The organism is Variovorax sp. 160MFSha2.1, from assembly GCF_048305075.1.
Classification (GTDB): domain Bacteria; phylum Pseudomonadota; class Gammaproteobacteria; order Burkholderiales; family Burkholderiaceae_C; genus Variovorax; species Variovorax guangxiensis.
In genome coordinates, this window is the sequence record NZ_CP157624.1 from 1,324,032 (window position 1) to 1,343,539 (window position 19,508).

The 19,508-nt window shown below is 66.5% G+C and carries 15 protein-coding genes; 10 read left to right on the forward strand and 5 right to left on the reverse strand.

Annotated elements, in window-relative coordinates; translation table 11 throughout:
* Position 1: 1 nt before the first annotated feature.
* The 4 genes from ABL838_RS05730 to ABL838_RS05745 all read left to right on the forward strand — a co-directional run bounded on the left by ABL838_RS05730 (position 2) and on the right by ABL838_RS05745 (position 5,333).
* A complete protein-coding gene (locus ABL838_RS05730) occupies positions 2–1,717 on the forward strand; it encodes a putative 2-aminoethylphosphonate ABC transporter permease subunit (RefSeq protein WP_418124627.1) in 1,716 nt (571 codons plus the stop codon).
* Positions 1,714–2,859, forward strand: a complete 1,146-nt coding sequence (locus tag ABL838_RS05735) for a TIGR03364 family FAD-dependent oxidoreductase (protein WP_418124628.1) — start codon at positions 1,714–1,716, stop codon at positions 2,857–2,859. The genes ABL838_RS05730 and ABL838_RS05735 overlap by 4 nt, the downstream gene beginning before the upstream one ends.
* Before the next feature lie 62 nt (positions 2,860–2,921).
* Positions 2,922–3,764 carry a phosphonoacetaldehyde hydrolase gene (gene phnX, locus ABL838_RS05740; protein WP_418124629.1) on the forward strand — a complete coding sequence of 281 codons (843 nt, stop codon included), beginning with the start codon at positions 2,922–2,924 and terminating at the stop codon, positions 3,762–3,764.
* A gap of 297 nt (positions 3,765–4,061) precedes the next feature.
* A complete protein-coding gene (locus tag ABL838_RS05745) occupies positions 4,062–5,333 on the forward strand; it encodes an MFS transporter (RefSeq protein ID WP_418124631.1) in 1,272 nt (423 codons plus the stop codon).
* Here ABL838_RS05745 and ABL838_RS05750 read toward each other — a convergent pair.
* On the reverse strand, positions 5,281–6,699 hold the full coding sequence (locus ABL838_RS05750; protein WP_418124632.1) for a PLP-dependent aminotransferase family protein: 1,419 nt from the start codon (positions 6,697–6,699) through the stop codon (positions 5,281–5,283). The genes ABL838_RS05745 and ABL838_RS05750 overlap by 53 nt on opposite strands.
* A 108-nt stretch (positions 6,700–6,807) precedes the next feature.
* Here ABL838_RS05750 and ABL838_RS05755 point away from each other — a divergent pair, with 108 nt between their 5' ends.
* Genes ABL838_RS05755 through ABL838_RS05765 form a run of 3 tightly spaced genes read left to right on the forward strand, consistent with a single transcriptional unit; the run spans position 6,808 to position 9,006 of the window.
* The gene (locus ABL838_RS05755) at positions 6,808–6,996 is read left to right on the forward strand and encodes a DUF2970 domain-containing protein (RefSeq protein WP_184634972.1); all 189 of its coding nucleotides are present in this window, start codon (positions 6,808–6,810) and stop codon (positions 6,994–6,996) included.
* Positions 6,993–7,703 carry a c-type cytochrome gene (locus ABL838_RS05760; protein WP_418124633.1) on the forward strand — a complete coding sequence of 237 codons (711 nt, stop codon included), beginning with the start codon at positions 6,993–6,995 and terminating at the stop codon, positions 7,701–7,703. Before ABL838_RS05755 ends, ABL838_RS05760 begins: the two co-directional genes overlap by 4 nt.
* Before the next feature lie 13 nt (positions 7,704–7,716).
* Positions 7,717–9,006, forward strand: coding sequence for a c-type cytochrome (locus ABL838_RS05765; RefSeq protein ID WP_418124634.1), 1,290 nt, complete (start codon positions 7,717–7,719; stop codon positions 9,004–9,006).
* Between the two features lie 16 nt (positions 9,007–9,022).
* Here the strand turns inward: ABL838_RS05765 and ABL838_RS05770 are convergent, their stop codons facing one another.
* Together ABL838_RS05770 and ABL838_RS05775 are read right to left on the reverse strand one after the other, a co-directional pair.
* Positions 9,023–11,032 carry a lipoxygenase family protein gene (locus tag ABL838_RS05770; RefSeq protein ID WP_418124635.1) on the reverse strand — a complete coding sequence of 670 codons (2,010 nt, stop codon included), beginning with the start codon at positions 11,030–11,032 and terminating at the stop codon, positions 9,023–9,025.
* Positions 11,033–11,202: 170 nt separating this feature from the next.
* On the reverse strand, positions 11,203–12,594 hold the full coding sequence (locus ABL838_RS05775) for an 8-oxoguanine deaminase (RefSeq protein ID WP_418124636.1): 1,392 nt from the start codon (positions 12,592–12,594) through the stop codon (positions 11,203–11,205).
* Positions 12,595–12,804: 210 nt separating this feature from the next.
* On the opposite strand from ABL838_RS05775, the gene ABL838_RS05780 reads away from it, so the two are divergent.
* Positions 12,805–13,776, forward strand: coding sequence for an IS5 family transposase (locus ABL838_RS05780; RefSeq protein ID WP_418122023.1), 972 nt, complete (start codon positions 12,805–12,807; stop codon positions 13,774–13,776).
* 213 nt (positions 13,777–13,989) lie between these two features.
* Complete coding sequence (locus ABL838_RS05785; protein ID WP_418124637.1) at positions 13,990–14,949, forward strand: IS5 family transposase; 960 nt, start codon at positions 13,990–13,992, stop codon at positions 14,947–14,949.
* 554 nt (positions 14,950–15,503) lie between these two features.
* On the opposite strand, the gene ABL838_RS05790 is transcribed toward ABL838_RS05785, so the two are convergent.
* The gene (locus ABL838_RS05790; RefSeq protein WP_418124639.1) at positions 15,504–18,377 is read right to left on the reverse strand and encodes a LysM peptidoglycan-binding domain-containing protein; all 2,874 of its coding nucleotides are present in this window, start codon (positions 18,375–18,377) and stop codon (positions 15,504–15,506) included.
* A 189-nt stretch (positions 18,378–18,566) separates the two neighbouring features.
* On the opposite strand from ABL838_RS05790, the gene ABL838_RS05795 reads away from it, so the two are divergent.
* A complete protein-coding gene (locus tag ABL838_RS05795; protein ID WP_418124640.1) occupies positions 18,567–19,145 on the forward strand; it encodes an RNA 2'-phosphotransferase in 579 nt (192 codons plus the stop codon).
* Here ABL838_RS05795 and ABL838_RS05800 read toward each other — a convergent pair.
* Positions 19,112–19,501, reverse strand: a complete 390-nt coding sequence (locus ABL838_RS05800) for a DUF6960 family protein (protein ID WP_418124641.1) — start codon at positions 19,499–19,501, stop codon at positions 19,112–19,114. The genes ABL838_RS05795 and ABL838_RS05800 overlap by 34 nt on opposite strands.
* Between the last annotated feature and the right edge of the window lie 7 nt (positions 19,502–19,508).

The following is a 19,508-nucleotide window of genomic DNA, read 5'->3' on the forward strand; positions in this document are numbered from 1 at the left end:
CATGAGCAGTTCTCCCGACGCCATCGCCGTCGCACCGGTGGTGGCGACGCGCCGCAGTGCGTTCGACCGCGAGCGCTGGCTGACCGGCGCTGCCGTGCTGCTGGTCGTGCTGCTGCTGGTGGTGATCGTCGCGCTGCCGGTCGGTGCGCTGGTCGGCCAGAGCTTCTTCGACCGCGAGGGCGCCTTCGTCGGCCTCGCCAATTTTGCGCGCTACTTCGAGAACCCGGCGCTGGTGCAGTCGGCATTCAACAGCGTGGGGCTCGCGGCGATCAGCGCGGTGATCTGCACCGGCATCGCCTACGTCTATGCCTACGGGCTGACGCTGTCGTGCATGCCGGCCAAGGGCGTGCTGCGCGCGGTGGCGCTGATGCCGCTGCTCGCGCCTTCGCTGCTGCCCGCGATCAGCCTCGTCTACCTGTTCGGCAACCAGGGCCTGTTCAAGGGGCTGCTGGGCGACCTCTCCATCTACGGCCCGCTGGGCATCGTGCTCGGCTCGGTGTTCTGGACGCTCCCGCACGCGCTGCTGATCCTCACCACCGCCATGGCCACCTCCGACGGCCGGCTCTACGAGGCCGCACAGACGCTGGGCGCCTCGCGCTGGCGAATCTTCCGCACGGTGACCCTGCCTTCCTCGCGCTACGGCCTGATCGTGGCCGCGATGGTGGTGTTCGTATTGGTCGTCACCGACTTCGGCGTGCCGAAGGTGGTGGGCGGCCAGACGGGCGTGCTCGCCACCGACATCTACAAGCAGGTGGTCGGCCAGCAGAACTTCCAGATGGGCGCGGTGGTCGGCCTGGTGCTGCTGATTCCCGCGGTGCTGTCCTTCCTCGTCGAGCGGCATGTGCGCGGCAAGCAGGCGGCGGCGCTGTCGGCGCGCGCCACGCCCTACCAGCCGGAGCCCGTGAAGTCGCGCGACCGCGCGCTGCTGGCGTTCTGCGTGCTCACGGCCGGCGCCATCCTCGTGATGATCGGCATGGCGGTGTTCGCGTCGCTCGCCACCTACTGGCCCTACAACCTCGTGCCGTCTTTCAAAAACTACGACTTCAGCAACATGGACGGCGGCGGCTGGGGCAGCTACTTCAACTCGCTGCGCATGGCCGTCTGCGCGGCGGTGGCGGGCGCGCTCGTCACCTTCGTGTCGGCCTACTTCGTCGAGAAGCCGCGCCACTTCGGCCTGCTGCGCGAGCTGCTCAACCTGCTGGCCAACCTGCCGCTCGCGGTGCCGGGGCTGGTGCTGGGCGTGGGCTACATCTTCTTCTTCATCTCGCCGTCGAACCCGCTGCGTGCCATCTACGGCAGCATGACCATCCTCGTGGTCTGCACGGTGGCGCATTTCTTCTCGGTGGCGCACCTCACCTCGCTCACCGCGCTGCGCCAGCTCGACCGCGAATACGAGCTGGTGTCGGAGTCGATGGGCGTGCCGTTCTGGCGCACGCTGTGGCGCGTGCACCTGCCGGTGGCGCTGCCCACCGTGCTCAACGTGGGCGGCTATTTCTTCGTGAACGCGATGACCACCGTTTCGGCCGTCGTGTTCCTCTATTCGCCGCAGACCACGCTCGCCGCCATCGCCGTGCTCAACATGGACGACGCGGGCGACGTGGCGCCCGCCGCCGCCATGGCCTCGCTGATCATGCTCACCGCCGCCATCGGCCGGGGCCTGTTCGCGCTGGCGGGGCAATGGGCACTGAAGCGCACCCAGACCTGGAGACATCGTTGACAAGCGCAACCCCGCAAGCAAAGAACCCCGGCAGCTTCGACCTCATCGTGGTCGGCGCCGGCATCGTCGGACTGGCCCATGCCTACACCGCCGTGCAGCGCGGCCTCAAGGTCTGCGTGATCGAGCGCGACGCGGCCGCCATCGGCGCGTCGATCCGCAACTTCGGCTTCATCACCATCACCGGCCAGGCGCCGGTCGATATGTGGCGCCGCGCCATGCATGCGCGAGGCGTGTGGAACGAGGTCGCACCGCAGGCCGGCATCGATGTCGTGCACCGCAACCTCTGGCTCGCGGCCTATCGCCCCGAAGCGCACGACGTGCTCGAAGCCTTCATGCGCACCCCGATGGGCAAGGGCTGCGAACTGCTCGAAGCCGCCGACGCGCAGGCCAGGGCGCCTGCGCTGAGTCTTGCCGATGCGCGCTCGGTGCTCTTCAGCCCGCACGAGCTGCGCGTCGAATCGCGCACCGCCATCGGCCTGCTCACGAAGTGGCTGGCCGAGGCGCACGGCGTGACCTTCCGCTTCGGCGAAGCCGTGCACGAGGTGGAAACCCCGCGCGTGCGCACCTCGCGCGGCACGCTGCACGCCGAGCGCGTGGTGGTCTGCACCAACACCGACCTGCACGGCCTGTTCGCCGATCGCATCGCAGCGCACGAGCTCACGCTGTGCCGCCTGCAGATGCTGCGCGTGAAGCCGGAGGCGGGTTTCCGCCTGCCGGGTTCGGTGATGATGGACCTCAGCCTCGTGCGCTACGAGGGCTACAGCACGCTGCCCGAAGCCGCCGCGCTGCGCGAGCGCCTGCAGCAGGAAGAGGCCGCGTCGCTCGCGCACGGCATCCACCTGATCGTGGTGCAGAGCGCCGACGGCTCGCTGGTGGTCGGCGACTCGCACCACTACGCCGATGCGCCAGAGCCCTTTGCGATGGAAGAGGTCGACCAGCTCATCCTGCGCCACCTGCGCAGCACGCTGAACCTCGAGGCCGCGCAGATCACCGAGCGCTGGACCGGCGTGTACCCGTCGTCGAAGACCACGCCCTGCGTGATCGACGCGCCCGACGACGCCACGCGGCTGGTGCTGGTCACCAGCGGCAGCGGCGCGAGCACGGGCTTCGGCATCGCGCACGACGTCTTCAACGCCTGGTGAGACCGGCAAAAAGGCCATTACCGTTCGCTATCCTTCTTCCAGAGACACACACACCCGCCGCCATGAACGCCCACAACCACTCCCAACTCAAGGCCGTCGTCTTCGACTGGGCCGGCACCATCCTCGACTTCGGCTCCTGCGCGCCCATGGGCGCCTTCGTGAAGCTGTTCGAGCAGTTCGGCGTCGACATCACCATCGCCGAGGCGCGCGGCCCGATGGGCATGGCCAAGTGGGGCCACATCAAGGCGCTGGGCACGCTGCCGCGCATCGCCGCGCAATGGGAAGCGAAGCACGGCCACGCCTTCAGCGACGCAGATGTCGACAGGCTCTATGAAGTGTTCACGCCGATGAACGCGGCCAGCGCACGCGACCATGCCGATTTCATTCCCGGCGCGCTCGAAGCCGTGAAGGCGGCGCGCGACCGGGGCCTGAAGATCGGCTCCACCACGGGCTACAACCGCCCGATCATGGAGGTGGTCGTGCCCATCGCCGCGGCCGGTGGCTACTCGCCCGACAACCTCGTATGCGCCGGCGACCTCGCAGAGGGCCGCCCGTCGCCGCTCATGATGTACCGCTGCTTCGCCGACCTCGGCGTGTGGCCGCCGCACACCGTGGTGAAGGTCGACGACACCGGCGTCGGCCTGCAGGAAGGCCTCAACGCCGGCACCTGGGCCGTGGGCCTCGCGGTCAGCGGCAACGTCAACGGCCTCACGCTGGCCGAATGGCAGGCGCTCGACGAAGCGCAGCAACAGGAGCGCCGCGCCCGCGCCACTGCCGACCTCGAAGCTGCCGGTGCGCACTATGTGATCGACAGCGTGGCCGACCTGCCGCAGGTACTGGAAGACATCGAGCGCCGCCTGCAGCGCGGCGAGCGGCCAGCAGCCGCCGCGGCCACTGCCGCCTGAGCGCTGGAGCGAAAGCGGCAGCGTCCGACTTGACGCGCCGCGGCGCGGGCCTAGCATGGCCCGCATGCGAAGCACAGCCTTTGTCCTTCTCTTCTGCCTCGGCCTGCTGACGGCCGCGTGCGACGAAAAGCCGACGAAGCCGGGCGTGCCCACGCCGAAGGCTTTGGCGAGCCTTGTCGCTCCAGCGGCCTACGCGCACTGAGGCAAAGCCGCGTCCGAGGTGGCTCACTGCGCCACCTGGTTCCGCGCGTGTCTCGGGTTTTCGCACCGCGGGGTATCCTCGCCGCGGAGAGAAAAATGAAGACAAGCGAGACAACCATCCACCAGCCCGACTCCCGCTACGCCATGGTCCGCCTGGGCCTCACGCTGCTGATCATGACCGTCGGCAGCAGCGGCATGTACGTGGTGTCGGTGATGCTGCCCGCCGTGCAGGCCGAGTTCGGCATCGCGCGCGCCGACGCCTCGCTGCCCTACACGCTGCTGATGCTGGGCTTCGGCTTCGGCGGCGTGCTGATGGGCAAGCTGGCCGACCGCATCGGCGTGATGAAGCCGCTGCTGATCGGCGCGGTCTTCCTGGGGGCGGGCTACGTCGCCACGGGCTTCTCCGGTGGCATCGTCAGCTTCACGATGGCGCAGGCGCTGCTGGTCGGCCTGCTCGGCAGCTCGGTGGCCTTCGCGCCGCTGGTGGCCGACACCTCGCTGTGGTTCGTCAAGCGGCGCGGCATCGCGGTGGCGGTGTGCGCCAGCGGCAATTACCTGGCGGGCGCGGTGTGGCCGCCGATCGCGCAGCACTTCGTGGAAACCGTGGGCTGGCGCCAGACCTACATCGGCATGGGCATCTTCTGCGGCGTGACGATGGCGCTGCTGGCGCTGTTCTTCCGCGCGCGGCCGCCCGCGCTGGCCGAGGTGGCTCCGGCAGGCGCCGCTTCGGGTGCGGCAGCGCCCGTGCGCGACATGACCCGCCCCTTCGGCCTGAGCATGGGCGCGGCGCAGAGCCTGCTGTGCATTGCCGGCGTGGCCTGCTGCGTGGCGATGGCGATGCCGCAGGTGCACATCGTGGCCTACTGCGGCGACCTGGGCTACGGCCCCGCGCAGGGCGCGATCATGCTGTCGCTGATGCTGGGCTTCGGCATCGTGAGCCGGCTGGTGTCGGGCGCCATCTGCGACCGCATCGGCGGGCTGCGCACGCTGCTGCTGGGCGGCGTGCTGCAGTGCGTGGCGCTGCTGCTGTTCCTGCCGTTCGACGGGCTGGTGCCGCTCTACGTGATCTCGGCGCTCTTCGGCCTCTTCCAGGGAGGCATCGTGCCGTCGTACGCGATCATCGTGCGCGAGCACTTTCCGCCGAAGGAAGCGGGTGGGCGTGTGGGCACGGTGCTGATGTTCACGCTCTTCGGCATGGCGCTAGGCGGATGGATGTCGGGCAAGGTGTTCGACCTCACCGGCAGCTACCACGCGGCCTTCATCAACGGCATCGGCTGGAACCTGGTGAACGTGAGCATCGCGAGCTTCCTGCTGTTCAGGACGCTTCGGCGATCAGGCGGCCGAGTGTTCGCATTGCCTGCTCGCTGACCGTGTCCCACGGGTGGCCGTAGTTGAGCCGCAGGCAGTTGGCGAAGGCGCGCGTGGCCGAGAAGATCGGCCCCGGCGCGACGCTGATGCCGAGTTCCAGCGCCTTGCGGTGTATCTCCAGCGCGTTCGCACCCGCCGGTAGTTCTACCCAGAGGAAGTAACCGCCCAGCGGCCGCGTCGCGCGAGTGCCTTCCGGAAAGTAATGCCCCACGGCCTGCGCGAAGGTGGCCTGCTGCATCGCCAGCGTCTGGCGCAGCTTGCGCAGGTGCCTGTCGAGGCCACCCTTCTCCAGGTAGCCCGCGAGCGCCAGCTGTGCCGGCGCCGAGGTGCTCAGCGTGCTCGACAGCTTCTGCCGTGCGACCTTGCGTGCGAAGCGTCCGGCCGAGGTCCAGCCGATGCGGTAGCCAGGCGCCAGGCACTTGGAGAACGAGGAGCAGTGCAGCACCAGCCCCTGCGTGTCGAAGGACTTGGCCGGCGGTGGGCGGCGTTCGCCGAAGTACAGCTCGGCGTACACGTCGTCCTCGATCAGGGGCAGCCCGTGCCGCGCGAGCAGTTCCACCAGCGCCTTCTTCTTCGCATCGGGCATCAGGCTGCCCAGCGGGTTCTGGAAGGTGGTCATGAGCCAGCAGGCGGCTGGCTTGTGTGCCGCGATGGCCTGCTCCAGCGCCTCCAGGTCGATGCCGTCGCCCGGATGCGTCGGCACCTCGACGGCGCGCAGGCCCATGCGTTCCAGCGCCTGCAATGCCGCGTAGAAGGTGGGCGATTCGACGATCACCGCATCGCCCGGCCGCGTCACCGCCGAGAGGCAGAGGTTGAGCGCCTCCAGCGCGCCGTTGGTGATGACGATCTCGTCGGCCGGCACCTGCATGCCGTCGGCCAGGTAGCGCAGCGCGATCTGCCGGCGCAGCGCCGCGCTGCCGGGCGTGAGGTCATCCACCGTGCTCCACGGGTCGAGCGACCTGGCACTGGCGGCCATGAACTGCCCCAGCCGCGCCAGCGGAAACAGCAGCGGGCTCGGAAAGGCCGAGCCGAAGGGCACGACCTTGCGCGACATGCTGGCCTCGAGGATGTCGAACACCTGGTCGCTCACGTCCAGCGACTTCGGCCCGCCGGCGGGGCGCGAGGTGAGGGTGGATTCGGGCGGTGCGTCTCGCAGCCCGCCGCCGGCGACGTAGTAGCCCGAGCGGTCGCGCGCCCGCACCAGGCCGCGCGCCTCGAGCAGGTAGTAGGCCTGGAACACGGTGGAGGCGCTCACGCCCCGGCTGCTGCCGGTGTGGCGCACCGAGGGCAGGCGGTCGCCGGTCTTCAGGGTGCCGCTGCGGATCGAGGCCTCGATGTCGGCGGCCAGGGCTTCGTACCTTTTCATCGGCTTCATCGCTGGGTGTGATTCGTTCGGATGCACTTTATCTGCACCGGTCAATTGGTGCGGATCTGCATCTGTTTTTTCCGGCCGGTCTGGTCCACACTCGACCTCATGTCGAATCTCTTGCGCGCATTGCGCGCCGTTCTCTGGAGCTTCATCGGGCTGGGCGGCCGCCGTGCCGACGCCGAGCGGCGCACCTCGCAGGTCGGCATCCTGCCGTTGATCGGCGTCGCGGTGGTGATGGTGCTGCTGCTGATCGCGGGGCTCATCACGCTGGCGCATTTCGCCGCCGGCACATGAGGCGAGCGCTCAAGCTCCTCGGGCTCGGCCTGCTTCTTGCCGTGCAGGCCATGGCGAACGCCGCCACGCCGGCCACCGTGCCCGACACCATCGAGCAGCGCGTGGCCGCGTGCATCGCGTGCCACGGCCGCGAGGGCGCGACCACCAACGCCGGCTACTTTCCGCGCCTGGCGGGCAAGCCGGCCGGCTACCTGTTCAATCAGCTCGTGAGTTTTCGCGATGGGCGCCGCTTCAACACCGACATGGCGTACATGGTGCAGCACCTGTCCGATGCCTACCTGCGCGAGATGGCCGATTACTTCGCCGGGCTGCAGCTGCCTTACCCGCCCGTTTCCCCCGTGAGCGATGCGACGCCCGAGCAGTTGCAGCGCGGCCGCCAGCTCGTGCGCGAGGGCGATGCGGCGCGCGGCATTCCGGCCTGCGTGCAGTGCCACGGCGCGGCGCTCACGGGCGTGCAGCCGGCCATTCCGGGGCTGCTGGGGCTACCGCGGCTGTACGTGTCGTCGCAGCTCGGCGCCTGGCTCACCAACGAGCGGCATGCGATGGCGCCCGACTGCATGGCCGATATCGGCCGGCGCATGAGCACCGCCGACATCAACGCCGTCGCGAGCTGGCTCGCCGTGCAGCCGATGCCCGTCGACACGAAGCCCGCCGCCTCGCTGCCCGCACCGCTGCCGGTGAAGTGCGGCGGCATGCCCGACAAGTGAGGGAGCAGCGCCCATGAAACTGCGACACCTCGCCTGGCTGCTGCTTGCGCTCGTCGTGCTCGGCGCCGTGGCCGCCGGCACCATCGTGGCGATGAACCTGCGCGGCGAAGACCCGCTGCCCACGCAGGCCGAAGCCTTCCAGTCCACGCCGCAACTCGTCGAGCGCGGGCGCTACCTCGCGCTGGCCGGCAACTGCGCCGGCTGCCACACCACGCGCGGCGGCGAGCCCTATGCGGGCGGGATGCCCATCGAGACACCCTTCGGCACCGTCTATTCGAGCAACCTCACGCCCGACGACAAGGCCGGTATCGGCAGCTGGAGCAGCGCGCACTTCTGGCGTGCGATGCACAACGGCCGCAGCAAGGAGGGCCGGCTGCTGTACCCCGCGTTCCCGTACCCGAGCTTCACGCAGGTGACGCGCGAGGATTCGGACGCCATCTACGCCTACCTGCGCAGCGTGCCGCCCTCGGCGGTACCCAACCGCGAGCACCGGCTGCGCTTTCCCTACGACACGCAGGCGGCGCTCGCCGTGTGGCGCGCGCTCTCGTTCAAGCCCGAGCCCTTCGTCGCCAATGCAGGCAAGCCCGCCGAATGGAACCGGGGCGCCTACCTCGTCAACGGCCTGGGCCATTGCATCGCCTGCCATGGCAGCCGCAATTCGCTGGGCGCCACCGAGACGAAGCTGGGGCTTTCGGGCGGCCTGATTGCCGTCGAGAACTGGTACGCGCCTTCGCTCACTGACCCGCATGAAGCCGGCGTGGCCGACTGGCCTGCAGCCGAGGTGGTGTCGCTGCTGAAGAACGGCGTGGCACCGCGCGGCTCGGTGATGGGGCCGATGGCCGACGTGGTGTTCCGCAGCACGCAGTACCTGAGCGACGCCGACCTCACCGCCATGGCCAGCTACCTCAAGGACCTGCCCGATGCGCCCAAGGCCGAAGCCCCGGCCGCCGCCACGGCCAAGGCCCCGATCCGCCGCGATGCCGGCACCATGGCGCGCGGCGCGAAGATCTACGACCAGCGCTGCGCCTACTGCCACGGCGACCAGGGCCAGGGTGCGGCGGGCGCCTATCCGCCGCTTGCGGGCAACCGCGCAGTGAACATGGCGCGGCCCACCAACCTGATCCAGGTGATCGCGCACGGTGGCTTCCTGCCCTCGACGGCTGGCAACCCGCGCCCGTACGGCATGCCGCCCTTCGGCCAGACGCTGGATGCGGCCGAGGTCGCGGCCGTGCTCACCTACGTGCGCGGCTCGTGGGGCAACGACAGCCCGCCGGTCACGCAGCTCGACACCATGCGGCGCTGATCGATCGACCGATCGGTCAGATGTTCGTGCTGGAGGGAATCCGGCTCGGCAGCAGATATTCGTAAGGCCGCGCGCGCGTCGTGTTGCGCTGGCCGATGGTCGCTTCGATGCCCACAAGCGCATTGCGGAAGCGCTCCAGCGGCCCGCCTTGCCCGACGATGGCCGGGTCCAGCAGCACCGGCAGGTGCGGAAAGACGTTGTCCTTGTATTCGCCCAGCGGCCGGTAGTACACGCCGCCGAGGATGTGGAACAGCAGGATCTGCTCCTGCGCCGCCAGCCGCGAGGGCAGCATCTGCGACCAGCTCGCCTCGTTCTGGCCAGCGCCGCTCGTCGGCGCCGGCATCCCTTCGACACCCGCGCTGAAGGGCGCATAGGTCATCACCGAATACTGCGGGAAGTTCACCGCCGCGTGCTGCGCGCTGGCGTTGAAGATGATGGCGGTGAGCACGTCGGCCAGCTGCGCGCGCGTGGTGATCGCGCGGAAGCCGTGCACCTTGCCGCTGGTCGCCAGCTCGGAGGCCCAGGCCTTGAGCTCGTAGTCGCCGGTCACGTCGGCGTCGCTCAGGTAGTAGGTGGCCACGTAGTCGCCCACCCACTGCGCGATCGCGTTCCACACCAGCAGCGCGTCGTCGCGGTAGGGGTAGTCGGGCAGTGCCGCTGCGTCGTCCACGCCGCGCGTGCGCAGGTCGCTGGGCAGCATCATGCGGTCGTAGAAGTCGTAGGCCAGCCGGTCGCGTCCGCACTGCTGCTGCAGCGTCTCGATGGGCGCGGCGAGGATCACGTCGCCCGTGGTCAGCGGCGCCATGATGATCAGCGTCGCCGCCTCGTTGATGAACATCGCGCCTTCCAGGTGTGGCGACAGCAGCCGGCTCAGCGGATGCGCGGTCGCGAGCTGGCGCTGCGTGGCCATCGCGAAGGCTTCCGACATCAGGTGCGTGCGGCCCAGGTGCACGAACATCTCGTGATAGTTGAAGTCGGCCACCTGCACCACGGTCTTGGCCGACTGCCAGGCCCAGTAGGCCTCGGCGTTGGCGGTGTCGTCCACGCGCAGGAAGATGGCGCTCGCGGCCGGGTCCTGGCCGCACTGGATGGCGACCGGCACCAGCGAGCGGCCGGTCTTCGGCCGCGCGAACAGCGCAATGGGCGCCTGGATGTAGCCGGTGCCCGTGAGCGGCTTGACCTGCGCTCCGGCCGGCGCCATGTCTGCGAGGCCTTCGTAGTCGAGGATGTAGAGCCGGCCCGACGAGGCAGCCTCGGCAAGGCTGTCGCCCGCGCCCATCACCTGCTGGTACTGCGCATTGCCGAGCGGGAACTTGGCCGGCAGCGCGGTTGCGCGCTGGATCAGCATCGGGTTGGGCCCGGCTACGCGCATGGCGGCGAACAGGTCGTTGTCGTGCAGCAGCTGCGCGATGGCGGGCTTCTCGATGGTGACGAACAGCGCGTCGTACTGCGCCACCGTCTTCGGTCCGTTCAGCGCGCCCAGCGGGCCTTGCGAGAGCAGGTCCTGGTGGATCTGCTTGAGTTGCGTGGAGATATCGTTCGCCGTGCCGGTGAGCGTGCCGAGCAGCGTCAGCACCGCGGCCGGCAAGGTGGCCAGTCCGCTGTTGGCGGCCAGCAGCTGGTCGAAGCTGGCCTGCAGGCTCGCAAGCCGCGTGCGCAGGTTGTCCAGCGACTGCAGGCTGCCCGAGGCCAGCGCGCTGGTGGCGAACGAGGCCGCGAAGTTGGTGACAGCCTCCAGTGCCTTCGAGATCGTCTTGAGCTGGTGCTCCAGCGCCGGCAGTTCGGTGGCCGGCACCACCGCGCCCATCGGCACGCCAGCCAGGTTGATGTGCGATTCTGTCCAGAGATAGGTCGCCTGCCGTCCCACCAGTTCCAGCCGCCGCAGCGTGGCGCTGATCGGGTCGATCTTCTGCGGCAGCGTGGGCTTCGGCACCGGCAGGGCCGCCGATGCCGTGGATGTCTTGCCGGCCAGCAGGCTCAGGCCGCCCGCCGAGGCGGACCATTTGAGGATGTCTCTGCGCTTCATCGGGGAGTCCCTGTTGTTGTGAATCTCGGGAGGCCGACGGAAGGCTCGGCCACCAAATCGAACGCTCGTTCTATTTGGTGGGCGGATTCTGCGGAGGGGCTTGGGTGTTGGCAATCAGGGTTGCTGCCTACTTCGAGGCGCGTTCCCTGCAACGTCCGGTCAGGGCGTCGTCAGGCCGTATGCGGGTGCCGTGCCGCTTCGTACAGCGTGCGCGCCAGGTCGCGATGTCTGGCCAGCAGCGGCGCCAGTTCGAGCCCGGTGAAGCTGCCGCCGCGGATGCGCACCGCGCCGCCGATCACGCTCAGCGACACCGAGGCGGGCGTGCAGAACACGAGCGCCGCCACAGGGTCATGCCCCGCGCCCGCATGCGCGACGCCGCGCATGTCGAAGGCCACGATGTCGGCCGACATGCCGGGCGCGATGGCGCCGATGTCGTCGCGGCCCAGCACCTGGGCGCCGCCGAGCGTGGCGATCTCCAGCGCCTCGCGCGCCGTCATCGCCGCCGGGCCGTAGCCCACGCGCTGCAGCAGCATCGCCTGGCGCGCCTCGCCCAGCATGTGCGCGCCGTCGTTCGACGCACTGCCGTCCACGCCCAGCCCCACCGGCACGCCAGCGCGGCGCATCGCACCGATGGGCGCGATGCCCGAGGCCAGGCGCATGTTGGAGCACGGGCAGTGCGCCACGCCCGTGCCGGTGCGGCCGAAGAGTGCGATGCCGGCCTCGTCGAGCTTCACGCAGTGCGCATGCCATACGTCGCGGCCGACCCAACCCAGGTCTTCGGCGTACTCGGCCGGCGTCATGCCGAACTTCTCGCGCGAGTAGGCGACGTCGTTGTCGTTCTCGGCCAGGTGCGTGTGCAGCGACACACCCCGCTCGCGTGCGAGTTCGGCCGACAGTCGCATCAGGTCGCGCGACACCGAGAAAGGCGAGCAGGGCGCGAGCACGATGCGGCGCATCGAGTGGCGCGAGGCATCGTGCCAGCGGCCGATGAGCCGCTCGCTGTCGCGCAGGATCGCTTCCTCGGTCTCGACCACCTCGTCGGGCGGCAGTCCGCCGGCGCTGCGACCCACGCTCATGCTGCCGCGCGCCGCGTGGAAGCGCATGCCCATCGCGTCTGCCGCCTCGATCGAATCGTCGAGCCGCGAGCCGTTGGGGAACAGGTAGAGATGGTCGCTGGTGGTGGTGCAGCCCGAGAGCATCAGCTCGGCCATCGCCGTCTGCGTGGACACCCGGATCATCTCTGGCGTGATGCGCGCCCACAGCAGGTACAGGCTGGTGAGCCAGCCGAAGAGCTCGGCGTCCTGCGCCTCGGGCACCGCGCGCGTGAGGCTCTGGTACATGTGGTGGTGCGTGTTGACCAGGCCCGGCATCACCACGTGGCCACGCATGTCGATGGCTTCGGCCTTGCCGTCGCGCAGGGCTTCGAGGTAAGCGATGGGCAGCTCGGCCGTGGGGCCGGCCCAGGCGATCGCGGGGCCGTCGCAGACCACGGCGCCATCGGCGATCTCGCGCCGGGCGGCGTCCATGGTGACGAGGATGTCGGCGTGTCTGAGGATCAGCATGGGGGCATTCTGCGCGTGTGGGCTACAGGTCGGCGGCTGGGTCTTGCACTGAGCTCCTGCCAGCTTCCGCGCGGCCCATGTGCGGACCAGCTATCCAGGATATAGCTGCCAACCGTGCAAGCGATAGCGTTGGAGCGCCCTTTAGGGAACGTCTGAACAAGTCCACCGATCATGCCGCTGCGCGTTGACTGACGCAAAGGAACTTGCGCGATGAGCCAATTGAGTTTTTCGGACGCGGAGTACGCCGGCAAGAGGAAGAAGACGCGGCGCGAGGTGTTCCTCGAAGAGATGGAGCAGGTGGTTCCGTGGAAGGCGCTGCTGAAGCTCATCGAGCCGCACTACCCGGTGGCCGGGCGCGGACGCAGGCCGTACCCGCTGGAGGCGATGCTGCGGGTGCACCTGATGCAGAACTGGTTTGCGCTGTCGGACCCGGCGATGGAGGAAGCGCTGTATGAGATCGCCTCGCTGCGCAACTTCGCGGGGCTGAACCTGAGCGAGCCGATTCCGGACGAGACGACGATCCTGAACTTCCGGCACATGCTGGAGGAATCCGATCTGGCCGAGGACATCTTCAAGCAGGTCAACGCGCACCTGTCGCGCAAGGGGTTGCTGCTCAAGCGAGGCAGCATCGTCGATGCGACCATCATTGCGGCGCCCAGCTCGACGAAGAACGCCGAGGGCGAACGCGACCCCGAGATGCATCAGACGAAGAAGGGCAATCAGTGGCACTTCGGGATGAAGGCGCACATCGGCGTGGACGCCGACAGCGGCCTGGTGCACACGGTCACAACGACGCCGGCCAATGAAGCGGATGTGGAGCAAGTGGCCGATCTGCTGCATGGCAAGGAGACTCAGGTGTGGGCCGACTCGGGCTATCGCGGCGCGCAAGGCCGCGTCGAGCGTGACGTGAAGTGGCACATCGCCGCGCGGCCCAGCGACATCGCCAAACTGCCCGAGGGCAAAGCCAAGGCGCGAGTACAGCAGCGCGAACACGCAAAGGCCAGCATACGCGCGAAGGTCGAGCATCCCTTCCGAGTGATCAAGCGCCAGTTCGGGCTGGTGAAGGTGCGCTTCCGTGGGCTGCAGAAGAACACCGCGCATCTGCTCACCCTGTTCGCGCTGTCGAATCTGTGGATGGCGCGAAGGCAATTGATGGGAGTCGTGCGTCTGAAGCTGGCGTGAGGGCCATGAACGACGCCGAAATCTCATTCAAGGTCGATTCGAGCATGCATTTGTTCAACCCTTGTAGCCCGCACGCGCTCAAATCGCGCTCGTTCGCCTGTTGTTCAGACCTTCCTTAGGGGGCGAGGGCCTATCTGTTCAGTAGTCCCTCCCAGATCTAAGGCTACGCTGGAAAAGGTCCACCGCCATCGCGGCTGATTGGTTGATCAGAGCATGAAGCAACAGACCCTGGCGATGGCCGCAGACAAAGGCTTTGAGCAATTCCGCCGCCCGACGAAGCGGGAGGTGTTCCTCAACATGATGGACAAGATCCTGCCTTGGCAGGAGCTTTGCGCGGTGGTGCAGCCGCACTACCCCAAGGGCGAAGGCGGGCGCCCGCCAGTCGGAGTGGAGCGGATGCTGCGCATGCTGTTCGTGCAGCACTGGTTCAATCTGGCTGACGAGGCCTGCGAAGAGGCGCTGTATGACAGCGCCAGCCTGCGCAGTTTCGTGGGCATCGACCTGGGCCGCGAGCGCGTTCCAGATGCGACGACGCTGCTGAAGTTTCGCCGGCTGCTCGAGAAGCACCATCTTGGGCAAGCGCTGTTCGCCAAGGTGGGAGAAGTGCTGCAAGGCCATGGCCTGAAGGTGGGCACCGGCACGATTGTGGATGCCACGATCATCAGTGCGCCCAGTTCCACAAAGAACGCCGACAAGAAGCGAGATCCAGAGATGCACCAGGTGGCCAAGGGCAAGAACTGGTTCTTCGGCATGAAGCTGCACATCGGCGTAGACAGCCGCACGGGGCTGGCCCACAGCGCAGTGGTCACGGCGGCCAATGTGCACGACAAGCACCCGTTGCCCGAACTGCTGCACGGCGAAGAGTTGAAGGTCTACGGAGATTGCGCCTACGCGGGCCAGCAGGAGTTGATCGCCAGCAAAGCGCCTGCGGCGCTGGACTGTACCAACGAGCGCGTGCGCAAGGTCGATGGGGTGCCCGATGAGGGCCAGCGGCTGCGCAACCGCAACAGGTCCAAGGTGCGCGCGCAGGTCGAGGTGGTCAAGAGACTGTGGGGCTTCAGCAAAGTGCGATACCGTGGACTTCACAAGAACGCGACCAGGGCATTCACGGCCCTTGCGCTGGCCAACATTTACATGAGCCGAGGGTTGCTGCTGGTGCGCGTGCGCCCGTAAAACGCAGAAGGCCGCCGAAAGCGGCGCGCCGATGCACAAACACGGGAAAAAACTGTCATCCCTGGGGGCGGTCGGTGCAATCCAAAGCGTGCAACATGCTCGATTCCGAAAAGGGTGGCTACTTCAGCGTAGCCTTAGCAGCTAAGGATTGAGAGAGGCGCGCGAAGCAATCAAGGGTGACAAGCGATGGTCATGTGCACAGGACACAGATGACGGACTCATGTGGACGGTGCACTGGAAGGCATCCTGAAGACCCTCATCAACCAGACTGGAGCCGCGGTTGGCACTTCAAACTCGTACCGATTCGGGGGCAAATCGACGTACTCGCCTCCCTTGACGGTCACCGATACCGCATCGCTGCTGTATGTGCATTCGCCTTCGAATACGTACAGCCTGACGGGCTGCCCAATGCTTGAATGGAATTTCACCCCCGCGTCGTACCGGTTTGGGAAGAACCGATAGCCCTCCGAGAAGGGGAACATGCTTCGAATGAGCTGCTCCGAGAGCGGTTGGCTTGAGATTTCTGTCCACGGTCGTACAACCATCATCACTCCTTAGAACCCGAGAATTCCGTACTTCGCGAATGCATTCTTTGCTATCCCTTCTACCGCAGCGTTTTGAGCAGCCGTATTGCCATTCATGTAGTGACCGCTATGAGCATTGATGTTCATGCCTATATATCCGCTCTTCGCATTGCCCGCAATTTCAGCTTCCCCGGCAGCGATAACGGGCTGCCCCTTCGTGATGACCGCATGCGAGATTTCGGTGCCATTCGTTGCGTACTTCGGGATAACCAACAAGTCGCCGTTCGGCGTCACTGCGTACTTGATAGTTCCTTCATTTATGGCAGCATCGAATTTGGGACTAACTGGTGACATGGGCGCCACGCCTAATTTTGATGCAGTACTCAACTCGCTTGCCAAGCTCTTGGGAACCTGATTCGCAAATAGGGGGGTGCCACCACTGCCCCCCGAGCCAACACCCGTTTCCATTCCCAAAACGATGCCCGCCGACGCGGACCTCAGGAGCAATTGGGATGTGTCACCGGTCACGCGATAGTCTGCAATCGCCCTCTGCAACCCAATCGTGTTGAGCAACGTTGGGTCAGGCGTCAATCCACCCGACTGCATCGTGTTCTGGTATTTGGTGGACAGATCGGCTAGCGTATTGCTACGGGCCGCCCAACCCTCCGGAGAGTCCGGCTGACTGCGCATCAATGATTGGAAGTCCTTCTCGATGGCTATCGAACTCTTCGCAGCATCAAGTGACGAGGTCCGTGCTGACGGGTTGCCAATCAAGCCGCGTGCCTCGTTGCTGAAGTCTTCCTTGCGATAGCCTGGACTGGACACACTACTGTTGAATAGCTTGCGCGTCTCGGCCGCATTGGCACTGTCAGTTGCCGTCTGCGCCGCATCTGCAAGTCGCTGGGCCCTCATCGAACTTTCCTGAGAAATGGCACGACTGGCCAATCTGGCTTGGCTTGTGTCATCCAGATCGATGTGCAGTTCCTGCCCAGGTTGCACCATCGGCACGCCGTTGCGGCCGACCTGCACTTGCCTGGTCTTCAGCAGATAGCCATAGCCAGCCTGCCGCTGCGCCGAGTTCAAGCCCAGGTCCGCCAAGGCTGCCAGCGGTCCTTGGCCGCTACGCACGGTGGCCGTGCGGCGGCCGCCGTTGTAGTTGTCGCTGGCGATGTCGCTGCCATTGCGATAGTCATATGCAAAGGCTGGGGCGTCGCTGCCAACATAGGTTGGCAACCCTGCCGGATTGATGTCTGCGCGTCGAGCTGCCGCATCCTGCGAGAAGTCCAGTCCATTGACCTTCGGAATCCCGTCGCCCATCGCGTAGACCTCTCGCGCCGCCGTCCTTTCCTCAGCCTCCCCGCGCGTCATGCCGCCGCCTTGCTCATTGGCCGCTGCGATCGAATCCCCCAGCGCATTGCCAACTGTTGACCCCACCGCATCGCCAATGATTCCCGGCAACGACCGACTGACACTTCCCCCACGGACGGCCGTGCTCACGATACCGCTCGCCATGCGCGTCGCAATATCACCTCCCACAGGCCCAAAGGTTGAAGCCAGCATCGGCCGTGCCCAGGCCGACACGTAGCCCGACGCCGCACTGGCTGCCACCCCGCGCCAGTCAAAACCCTTCTGCAACCCTGTGGCGATGCTCAGTCCCTGAGTCGCAATGTTGCTCGCAACGTGCCGGGCGGCAGAGCCCCAGTTCCCCGAAGCCGCCAGCGTGCTGCCAAGACCGCCGGATTGGAGCCAGCCCCCCAAGCCTGCGCTCAGGCCACCTTGCAGCGCCCCCTGCACAACCCCCTTCCAGGAGAACTGATCCTGCACGCCTGTCGCGATGCCCACGGCTTGTCCCGCAACGGAACCCGCTACGCCGCCGACTGCGCCCGACACCGCCAGCGTGCCCCAAGCGCCGCTGCTTGCGGCGGCGGCAATGCCGGAGTACCCACCGACGTTGACGAGATACCACTGCTGTGTGAAGGCAGCCACCACAACTGCCACCACCACCGTGAGGATCTTGCCGATCCCACCGCACCCGCCGTCCTTCCCCCTGGGAGCTGGCAGCGGATCCGGCAGTGTCGGGCTCGTGTCCCCCATGGCCTTGCCCGGGTCGTAGGGCCGGAAGGTGCTGCTGGTGTTGTGCAGGTTGGTGACCTTGTTGGGTACCTGCAGCACCGTGTTCGGTGTCAGTGGCGCCGAGGGCTGGCCGTCCAGTCCGTTGGCTTCGGCCAGCAGGTACCACAGCTGCGCATCACCCCACAATGACCGCGCAATTTTCTCCAGCGTGTCACCCTCGCGCACCGTGTAGCTGCCAGGAGCCGGTCCGGGGAAGCCCGCATTGATCGGCTGGTAGTTCTCGTCGAAGTCCGCCGAGTTCGTGGGCGTGAACTTGCGGTACTTGTCGTCGGGGCTTTGCGCTGCTGCGCTGCGTGCGAGCTGCTGGGCATAGTCCTCGCGCTCCACGCCGTCGTTGCCCACGTTGCCCACGCGTTTGCCATCGAAATAGAAGTAGCGGTGGTCGCGACTCTTGCTGGCGCCGCTCACGTTGCCGTCGGCGCCGATCTTGCCGCCGATGAGCTCCTGGCGCTGCAGCACCTGGCCCTCCGCATTGGTCCAGTACGAGAAGCTGCGCAGCGTGGTCGCGTTCCGGTCCGTGGCCGTCTTCAGGTGCCCGTTGGCGTCATAGCCGAACGCCGAATAGCCCGGCGGCTGCGGCCTCCTGGGGTCGTAGCCCGTGCTCGCGGGATCGAGCGTGATCGAGGACTGCTTGGCGCCGTCCCACCACTCGTAGGCATAGTTGCTGATCATGCGGGTGATGACGACAGCAGGATCCTGGGCACTGGGGTTGAAGTTGTTGAAGGCGTTGGTCAGCGAATCCACCTTCGACAGCGTGCCGTCCTTCATCAAGGTGTAGGCTGTCGTCGTGTCGGACCACTTCCTGCCGTTCGTTCCTTCGGTCAGCCGGGCTGTTTGCCGACCCCGACACTAGCGGCCAAGGGATTGGGCGAGGCATTTATTTTTAGCGCTATCAACACAGCAACGACTGCGCGCACAAGGACCTGCAGTCGTTCACTTCCCTCAAGAGGCAATAAGACCATGAGCAAGCTGCTCACCGATACGAGCAAGTTCCTGAGCTACGTGCTGCGCCATGAGCCGGAGTCGATCGGGCTGTCATTGGACACAGAGGGCTGGGTCGGTGTCGATGCGTTGATCGCGGCCGCAGCGCAGCACGGGCGCACGCTGGATCGCCCGTTGATTGAGCAGGTGGTGACGACCAGCGAGAAGAAGCGGTTCGCGCTTTCTGGCGACGGATCCAGCATCCGCGCGGTGCAGGGGCACTCGACCGACAGCGTGGCGATCAGCTTCGAGGAGAAGGTGCCGCCAGCCGTGCTATATCACGGTACGGCCACGCGCTTTCTGGAGTCGATCCGCGCCCAAGGCCTGCTGCCTGGGGCTCGGCACCACGTTCACTTGTCCGAGGATATGCAGACCGCGATCAGCGTAGGCCAGCGCTATGGCAAGCCGGTAGTGCTCACCATCGCGGCTGGCGCAATGCATGAGCAAGGGTTCAAGTTCTTTCAAGCAAACAATGACGTGTGGCTCACCGCACTAGTGCTACCCGAATTCATGTCCCGCACACGTCAGGTCGCAACCTCGTCCACTGCAAGATCCTGATCAAGATAGCGACGGGACGAACGCTTCCCAGCGAACTCCAGCAAATAGATGGGCGCCTCATTCTTAAAGTGCCATCCAATGTGTACAACAATCCCTTGCTTTTCGGACGCCTTCACCCTTTGTCCAATATGGAATACAGGCGGCAGCACAGGCTTGCATGCCTCTTGATTTACTCGGTAAATTTCATCTCCAGCGTATTGGAGAAACAACCACTCTCCCTTTCTGTCAATGCAACGAAATACTTTTCCTGCGGGCGATAGGGCCGCGAATCTAGATCGATCAGTCTCAGCGATCAAGTGATCACCGTGCTCTGGGAACCAATTACAAACCACGTAATGGGGCGTCAGCGGTGCCATGTTAATT

What these genes read in the sequence shown, in the direction of transcription:
- ABL838_RS05755 (WP_184634972.1), top strand. Translation starts at nt 6,808, where the DNA reads ATGTCGAATCTCTTGCGCGCATTGCGCGCCGTTCTCTGGAGCTTCATC.
- ABL838_RS05795 (WP_418124640.1), top strand. Translation starts at nt 18,567, where the DNA reads ATGAGCAAGCTGCTCACCGATACGAGCAAGTTCCTGAGCTACGTGCTG.
- ABL838_RS05800 (WP_418124641.1), bottom strand. Translation starts at nt 19,501, where the DNA reads ATGGCACCGCTGACGCCCCATTACGTGGTTTGTAATTGGTTCCCAGAG.
- ABL838_RS05745 (WP_418124631.1), top strand. Translation starts at nt 4,062, where the DNA reads ATGAAGACAAGCGAGACAACCATCCACCAGCCCGACTCCCGCTACGCC.
- ABL838_RS05765 (WP_418124634.1), top strand. Translation starts at nt 7,717, where the DNA reads ATGAAACTGCGACACCTCGCCTGGCTGCTGCTTGCGCTCGTCGTGCTC.
- ABL838_RS05730 (WP_418124627.1), top strand. Translation starts at nt 2, where the DNA reads ATGAGCAGTTCTCCCGACGCCATCGCCGTCGCACCGGTGGTGGCGACG.
- phnX (WP_418124629.1), top strand. Translation starts at nt 2,922, where the DNA reads ATGAACGCCCACAACCACTCCCAACTCAAGGCCGTCGTCTTCGACTGG.
- ABL838_RS05750 (WP_418124632.1), bottom strand. Translation starts at nt 6,699, where the DNA reads ATGAAAAGGTACGAAGCCCTGGCCGCCGACATCGAGGCCTCGATCCGC.
- ABL838_RS05760 (WP_418124633.1), top strand. Translation starts at nt 6,993, where the DNA reads ATGAGGCGAGCGCTCAAGCTCCTCGGGCTCGGCCTGCTTCTTGCCGTG.
- ABL838_RS05770 (WP_418124635.1), bottom strand. Translation starts at nt 11,032, where the DNA reads ATGAAGCGCAGAGACATCCTCAAATGGTCCGCCTCGGCGGGCGGCCTG.
- ABL838_RS05775 (WP_418124636.1), bottom strand. Translation starts at nt 12,594, where the DNA reads ATGCTGATCCTCAGACACGCCGACATCCTCGTCACCATGGACGCCGCC.
- ABL838_RS05780 (WP_418122023.1), top strand. Translation starts at nt 12,805, where the DNA reads ATGAGCCAATTGAGTTTTTCGGACGCGGAGTACGCCGGCAAGAGGAAG.
- ABL838_RS05785 (WP_418124637.1), top strand. Translation starts at nt 13,990, where the DNA reads ATGAAGCAACAGACCCTGGCGATGGCCGCAGACAAAGGCTTTGAGCAA.